5 protein-coding genes are annotated in these 8,024 nt (G+C 61.3%); all 5 read right to left on the bottom strand.

What is annotated here, in order from left to right; all coding sequences use genetic code 11:
* A partial coding sequence (locus JNL55_RS13935) for a TonB-dependent siderophore receptor (RefSeq protein ID WP_293854025.1) occupies window positions 1-2,247 on the bottom strand: 2,247 nt, incomplete at its 3' end.
* A gap of 109 nt (window positions 2,248-2,356) precedes the next feature.
* Complete coding sequence (locus JNL55_RS13930; RefSeq protein ID WP_293854021.1) at window positions 2,357-3,307, bottom strand: FecR family protein; 951 nt, start codon at window positions 3,305-3,307, stop codon at window positions 2,357-2,359.
* A complete protein-coding gene (locus JNL55_RS13925) occupies window positions 3,297-3,896 on the bottom strand; it encodes an RNA polymerase sigma factor (RefSeq protein ID WP_293854017.1) in 600 nt (199 codons plus the stop codon). The genes JNL55_RS13930 and JNL55_RS13925 overlap by 11 nt, the downstream gene beginning before the upstream one ends.
* Before the next feature lie 120 nt (window positions 3,897-4,016).
* Entirely contained in the window at window positions 4,017-6,179 is a 2,163-nt protein-coding gene (locus JNL55_RS13920; protein WP_293854014.1) for a TonB-dependent siderophore receptor, read from the bottom strand.
* Window positions 6,180-6,286: 107 nt separating this feature from the next.
* Entirely contained in the window at window positions 6,287-7,867 is a 1,581-nt protein-coding gene (locus JNL55_RS13915) for a serine hydrolase (protein WP_293854010.1), read from the bottom strand.
* Window positions 7,868-8,024: the final 157 nt, after the last annotated feature.

Raw genomic sequence — 8,024 nt, 5'->3', positions numbered from 1 at the left:
CAGGCTCAGCTCGATGTCGTTATCGAAGGTGTAGTGAATGGCCAGGTCGATGCGCGTGCTGGCGGGCAATTCCAGCTGGTTGGCCGGGTCCGCGTACTTGACGCCCAGATAGTTGGCCGCGACCGACGCTCCCAGTCCCTGCATCACACCGGACTGGATGTCATAGCGACTGAGCAGCGAGAGCGTGTGCTCGGGCGCGTTGGCAAACTGCTTGCCCTGCGCACCGGGAATCGTCGTCTTCGTCACTTCCGTTTCGTTGTAGGCATAGGCCGCGTACACGGTCCAGCCGGGCGACAACGAACCGTTCACCGACAACTCCGCGCCGTCCGATCTCACTTCGCCGGCGTCGACCTGATAAAACGCATCGACCGGATCGGTGATACGCACATTGGGCTTTTCGATCCGGAACAGCGCCAGGTTCGCCGTCAGTCCCGAGCCGAGCAGATCGAAACGCGTGCCAAGCTCGTACTGCGTGGCCGTCTCCGGCGTATTACGCAGGCTGCCGTCTCGACCCACGATGGCATCGCGCGGCTGGAAGGACGTAGTGCGATTCGCATACAGCATCATTGCGTCGGACAGCTGGTACAGCACTCCGAACTGAGTCGACCATTTCTGCGCCTTCGCATCCGGCAGCTCGACGATGGGCTGGCCCGGCGGATTCAAGACGCTATCGGACGTCGAATCGGTGTAACGCACGCCTGCCAGAAACTTCCAGCGCTCGCCCACCGACAGCTGATCCTGCACGAAGGCCGCAGTGGCCTGCTGTGAGTTGCGATAAAAGAAAAACGGAAAGTAACTCGCGGCGCCGGGCAGCGCGTAGTTGGGAGCGAACACATCGAGCGGCGGCACCGCGCCGGTGTACACCTCATAGACTGTGTTGGCGTCGTAATCGAGATGGTCCACACCGCCGGTTACTTTGTGTTGTAACGAGCCGGTGTTGAACCGCCCCACCAAGCTGATGGCCGCCAGAGTGTTCTCCTGTCCCTGATCGCCGAGCACCAGCAAGCGTGAGACCGTGCGATCGTCGGCGTTCAAAGGATCGGGATAAGACGTCGTGCCGGTCAAATCGTCCTTGGCATAGGTCACTTGCGCATTCAGCGTCAGCGCCTCCGAGAAGTCATGTTGCAGCCGGATGTTGCCGCTGCTCCAGACGTCTTTCGAGTCCGTGATGCCCGGCGCATAGCCGGAGTTGAATCCCAGGGGGATGCGACCGTTGGGATTGGACTGCAACGTGCCCGCGACCGGCACGCGCCCGTCGTAAAGACCGTTGGGATTTTCACTGCGACGATAACTGCCTTCGACAGTGAGCCGAGTGTTCTGGCCAAGTTCGAATGCAACCACCGGAGCGACGAACAGCGTCTTCTGCGACCAGTAGTCGAACGGCGCTTCACCATCGACGTACGAAACATTGAGCCGAGCGCGCGTGCGCTCACCGAGCGGGCCACCCGTATCGATCGCCGCACCGTAAGTGTCGAAGCTGCCGCCGTGCAGATTCAACTCTGCATGAAAGTTCTCCAGCGGTTGCTTGGTCACCACGTTGATGACTGCGCCTGGCTCCATGGCTCCATACAGCACCGCGGCCGGACCCATCAGCACCTCGATCCGCTCCACGTTGGCACTCTCGACTTTTCCCGGCGCCGCGATGCCTGGCAGCATGCCGTTCCAAGTAGTCGCGGTACGAAAGCCACGGATATTGAAGTTGTGGGTGAACGAGTAGTCGCCGATGAGATTCGAAGCGCTCGGAATGAAGCGCACGGCATCCTGGACCGTGGCACCGGCAACGATATCCAGCATCTCGCTATTGAATACGCTGACGGTCTGCGGCACCTCTCGAACCGTCTCGCCCGCCGCGCCGCGGCCGAATACGGTGATGATCTCCATCGTCTGCACCGAAGCGGTCGGTGCATCGCCGGTATCGGCGGTGGCGGGATCCGCTTTGACTTTGCGCAACGAAATGATGCGGCCATCGTCGGAGGCAATCTCCAACCCGGTGCCGATCAGCAACGTCTTCAGCGCGGCTCGCACATCGAGCTGGCCTTTGAGCGGCAGCGTCCGTACGCCTTTGAGTTCATCGGCAGGCGCTATGATCTGCAATTGCGCCTGTCGAGCAAACTCGGGAATGATTTTCGCGGCTTCACCCGCGGGGACATCGAAACTCACCTGCTGTGCCCAGGCCGCCTGTGCAAGCAGGAGTGCCACGGCACCGCCAATCGCGAAACGCCGGCCCCGGCTCATGCCGATACTCATAGCTGTCCCCTCGGATTCGATACCCTGCGGCTCGGAATGAGTCGCTGTTGGATATAGATACCGGGAATGCCCGCTCCCCCCATCGCGACGCTGAAACTTTTTTTGAGCCTCAGCGATGCAAATGCACCTCGCCGGGTTCGACCGTGGCTTGAAGACTCATACTGGTGGCCACCGCTTTGGCAAAACCGACGGGATCGTCGGCAGCGAAGCGGCCGGTCACGGTGAGCTCGGCGATAGCGCCATCGTCGATCACGATGCGTGTGTCGCTGTACCTGGAGAACTCGCTCACCGCTTCTTGCAATGTAATGCCATCGAGCGAAATCATGCCGCTTTGCCACGCCAGATCGTCGGCGAGTTCGGCGGTGGATACGGGCTGCGCCGCAGGCACAGGATCACGTCCGATGTGGACCCGATTGTTGGCCGACAGCTGCAGCGGTGCGGCTGGCGAAGTGTTCCGCCCTGAAACTTCTACTACGCCCTCTCGCACCAATACCTTCACCTGATCTCCGGGCAGCACGCGTACCGTGAAGCTGGTGCCCACCGCTCGCACCAGAGTGCCCGCGGCTTCAACCACAAATGGCCTGGCGGGATCTTTGGCGACATCGAACAATGCCTCGCCTTCGAGCAACTGCACTCGGCGCTGCTCGGCCGAGAAGCGGACATCGACACGCGTTGCCGTGTTGAGTCTCAACACTGAGCCATCATCGAGCGACACGTTCTTGATCTCGCCACGGCCAGTGGCATAGTGCTGTGTCGGCGCGCCCAGTACGAATAGATATACGACCAAAGCAGCGCAGCTCGCGGCGATGAGGCCTCCGATCCAAACGGTTCGCCGCACGCGGTTCGGCGGAGCGCTGAATTGGCGAGCGTCGAAGTCCGCGCCAAGCGCTGCCGCGCGATCAAAATGCGCCGAGATCGTCTGCATCCGAACAAACGCACCGAGGTGACGTCGGTCGCTGGCGAGCCAAGCGTCCAGCTCTCGCTGTTCGTCCTCTTGCAAGCCACCTTTATCGACCCGCGCGGCCCAGGCCGCTGCGGTGTCTTCCACTTCACTTCTCATCTCGCCTCCACCATCGGCGCACCTGGGATGACGACACCGTTGGTACCGGCGCCGCACCTATCGTCTCGCGTTCACGACCTACCGTGGCCGCCAGAATCCGCAGCGCCTTGCCGATGTGTTTCTCGACCGTGCCTTCGGAAACGCCCATGCGCTGTGCCACTTCCTTCTGCGTCAAGCCGTCGACCTTGCGCAAACTGAACGCTTGCCGACACTTTTCCGGAAGCGAGCCGATGCGCTCGGCAATCAGCTGCAACTCCTCGTGATCCGACACGCGTCGCTCGGCCGACAAGTCTTCGTCCGTGCCGACGCGCAAACGTTCCCACTCAGCCAGACTGGCCAATGAAACTACGCGCCGATGACGCACATGCTGCAGGATGATGGAATGGGCAATGGAGAACGCGTACGTCCTCGGATTGACGATGTGCGCGACCGATTCCAGCTCGGCCAACGTCGCATAGGTTTCCTGCACGACATCGTCGACGTCCAGACCGGCCACCTTGCGACGTGCCAACCAGGTTCGGAGCGCCGGCTCGTTGGGCAACACGTTCTTGACCAGCCACGCCCTGCGTTCGCTCGACAAGTTGCTCATACAACCGAGTATGGCAGCCCGCCGCGGCCCTGGAAAAATTTCGCACGGGGCATGGGGGATGACGGCCGCTCGCGCATCTAGGGGTCCGCGACTGCCGAAGCAGCCGCGGACACCAAATCGCTACCAACGATACGACAGCTTGCCGAACATGGTACGCGGGTAAGCATAGGCGATGCCCAGATTCGGACTCTGATACACGCTGGTATAGATGTCCTCGTTGAAGGCATTTTGCAGGTTGAACTCCAACAGCATCGCTTCGTTCAAGCGATACGAAGCGCGGAAGTCCACTCGCGTATAGCTAGGCAACTGGAACGAGCCGACTGAGTCCACCTCGCGCTCGCTGCGACCCACTACACCGCCACCGAGCGTGAGCGAGCGCAACGGCCCTTCCAGGAACTCGTAGGTCGCGAACAGCGAATACGAATGCCGGGGCGCGGCGTAAGGCCGGTGTCCCACCTCTGCCGGGTTGGCCGATTCGCGAATGTCGATACCCAGATTGGAATAGCTCGCCACCAGGTTCAGGCCGGGAATGACTTCGCCGATGATTTCGAACTCACCGCCCTCGTGCACTTGCTTGCCGACGTTGTAGTAAACGTCCGGCTGCCCGGGCACGAAGATGCCGGCGGCCACGTCGGTGCGAGTGATTCGATACAACGACACGGCGTACATGACGCGGCGATCCAGAATTTCGCCCTTGACGCCGAGTTCGTACTGCACGCCCGACTCCGGATTGATCGGAGAGCCGTTGGCACGCAGGAACGTCTGATTGAAGACGATGCCTTTGCTGTAACTGGCGTAGACGTTGTGGCCATTGGCGACCTCGTAGACCGCGGCGACACGCGGCACCCAGCCGTCATCATCCAAGCCGTCGATGTTACGGATGTAACCCGACGCGGTCGGCACGTAGTCGTGTATCCCTGTCTTGACGGAGGAATAGCGCGCGCCGAGCAGCAACGACAGACGATCGGTGGGCTTGAGGTGAGTCAGCACGGTCACGCCGGAGAAGTCCTGCTTGCTGCTGCGATACTCGCCATCGACACTGCCGGCCGGCGGAATGCCGCCAGGAACCGGTTGCGGTCCGCCCTGGAAGATGTTGATCGTGCCCAGCGAGAACACGCCATACCAGGGATTGAACAACTCATTGCGACGCCAGTCGGCGCTCACCAGGAAGCGCTGGTCACGGCCGCCGAGTTCGAAGGTCTTTTCGATCGAGGCATCGACGCTCAGATCTTCCTTGGTCTTGTACTCCGGATAGCCGAGCAGCGATTGATTGCCGGCAGCGTCGCTGCCGAGCAGGAAGCTGCTGGCGTTGTGCATCTCGACGCGCGAGTAGCCGGCCTTCACCGCCAGCTTCAGCGAATCGCTCAGCTCGTGATCCAGCTGCGCATAGAAGAACTTGTTCTCGCTGTCGATTTCGTTGGCGGTGGAACCGTAGTTACGACGGCGAGGCAAATCCGGCAGCACATAGCCGCCATTGCCATCGGGCAACAGCGCGAAACCGTCGCTGCTGCTGCCTTCGAGCTTCTGGTAGTAACCCTGCAGCAGGATGTTGGTACGATCCAGCGCGATGTTCAGGCTGGGCGCGAACAAGATGCGATCGTCCTCGGTGTGATCGATGAAGGTCTCGCTGTCCTGGACCGCCGCAGTGGCGCGACCGCTGAAGATGCCGCTGCCGCCGAGCGGCCCCTGCACGTCCGCCTGCACTCGGCGGAAATCGTAGCTGCCGACTTCAACAGCCGTGAGCGCTGCGAAAGTGTTGCTGGGACGCTTCAACACACGATTGAAGGTCGCACCGTAATCTGCTTCGCCATACAGCGCCGAGGCTGGGCCGCGCACGATCTCGACGCGATCCATTGCGAAATAGTCCAGGTCTAACTCGCTATCCGTGGACAAACCATTGATGCGGAAACCGCGCTCGCGATTGATTGGAAAGCCGCGGGCGCTGATCGCTGCCTGCGTACCGTCGCCGATGCCGCCCAGCTCCACACCCGGCGTGTAGGCAACCACGCTGGCCGTGTCGTTCAGGCGCGCGATATCTAGAAACTCCGACGACAACACCGTGAGCGCCTGCGGCGTTTCGATGATGGGCAGCTCGAACTTCGACGCCGCCGTGGACACTTCCGGCCGGAACTTGCGTTCCGCCGTGACGATGACTTCCTCGAGCGCCGCGTCCTGTGCGGCCAGCACCGGCTGCACCAGACAACCGCCGGTCATCGCCAACGCGCCGAGCCAGCGGCACACCGCGCCGGAGCGCGCCGAGAAACCTGCATTCAACCTGATCATGATGTCCTCCCACTCTCGTAATATTATGCACTCACCACATATATACATTTTGGATGCTATTAAATGTATACGACAAAACCCGTCGGCAACCTGACCACAGCGTTCGTTTAAGGGGCCGGCACGGTCGATTCGACGCGGTACAGCTCGTCCGGCTGGGCAGAATCCGCCCGGTACAACAGCATCGAGTGCACGCGACCCTGCGCGCCGAACGTGAACGACACTATTTGCGCCGGCTCATACTCGGTCACCGGTTCGTTCCACGTGGCGCGAAATGCATCGCCCTGCCACGGCTCGAGTTCAGCGTAAAAAGGCTCAGCCATGCCTTGCAGATTCATCCGCAGACGCCCGCCTTGCTGAGTCAACTCATACTGCTCCCAGCTATCGCGGGCAACGTATCTGCCGGCGTATGCCTGCAACTCGGCGGACGGCGCCTTGCGTCGCGCCGGCCGTTGCAGCACCGCCTTCTCCTGCTGCGCCATTTGTGCCCAGCGCTGGTCGTAGCGGCGCTTCTGCTCCGAACTCCAGTCGCGTTCGGGAAGCTCCAAGTAGCGATCCAGAATCCACTGCGCCACGCCCGACGACAAGCCACGCAGGCCGTCTCGCGAATTCGCAAATACGAATATTCCCAGTTTCTGTTGTTCATCCAGCAAGGCGATGCAGCCATGACCGCGAAAGCCACCGCCATGCCACAACGTGCGCCGCCCTTGATAGAAACTGGAGTGCCAGCCCAGCGTGTAGGCCACCGGCTCGAAGCCGATCAAGAACTCCAATGGATCGGAATTCCACCGACGGTCCTGATAGATGATCTGATCGGCATGCGTTTCAGCGAAGTTGCGCGCGGACAGCAGACGTCGGCCACGAAACTCACCGTCCCCCACTTGGAATTCCAACCAACGCGCCATGTCGCGGGCCGTGGAGTTGATGCCTCCGGCCGGTGCATGATTGTCCATGCTCCAGTAACCGCGCGGCCGGAAAGGGTCAATTCGAATCGCGCCTTGCCGGTCGCGGACATGCGAACTAGCGCGATTCGGCGCTTCAGCCAACGCACTGGAACGGGTCGAGCTGGCTGACATGCCGAGCGGTTCGAAAATCATAGTGCGCATGTGATCGTCCCAGCTCATGCCGGCCGCGTTCGCTACAGCCTCGCCGGCTGCGGCGTAAAGCAGGTTCGAGTAAACACGTCGCGTACGGAACGCAGCCGCAGGCTTGGCATCGCGCAGGAGCCCCACCATCTGCTCGCGAGTGAGGGCCATACCGTTGACGTAGTTGCCACTCACACCGACCCGATGCGCCAACAGATCGCGAATGGTCGCCTCCGCCGTCACGTAGGGATCGTAGAGACGAAACGACGGCAGCGTCTGGATGATGGGTTGATCCCAAACGATTTGCCCGCGCTCGACGGCCATCGCCGCCGACATCCCAGTGAACGCCTTGCTGACCGAGGCGATGGTGAACAAGGTATCCGCATCCATTCGCTCCGGCTTGCCCTGCTCTCGCACGCCCACGCCGCCCACGTAAACTGCCTGCCCGTCTTTCACCACGGCGATGGACATTCCGGGCGCTTGCCATTGCGACAGCGCATGCTCGGCGTAAGCGGTGATTTGTTGCTCGCTCGGCGCCGTCAGCGCTACCGAGGTATGGCTGGCACAAGCTGCGAAGATCAGTGCTTTCAGTATCGATTTCGGCATGGTTGTCATTGGCATCTTGGTGGAATCCGCTCAGCGCCCCGGGACGCGAATGTATTCTCTAGGCTGATTGGCACCAGCCTTGGTGAGCAGCATGGAGCGCACGGCACCGTCGGCACCCGTTGTGAATGTCACCAGATCGGCGCGCTCGTATTCGATG

It is taken from the genome of Steroidobacter sp. (assembly GCF_016790065.1).
GTDB lineage: Bacteria > Pseudomonadota > Gammaproteobacteria > Steroidobacterales > Steroidobacteraceae > Steroidobacter.
The sequence above is the reverse complement of the archived record's forward strand: the minus strand, read 5'-3'. Positions and strand labels throughout refer to the sequence as shown.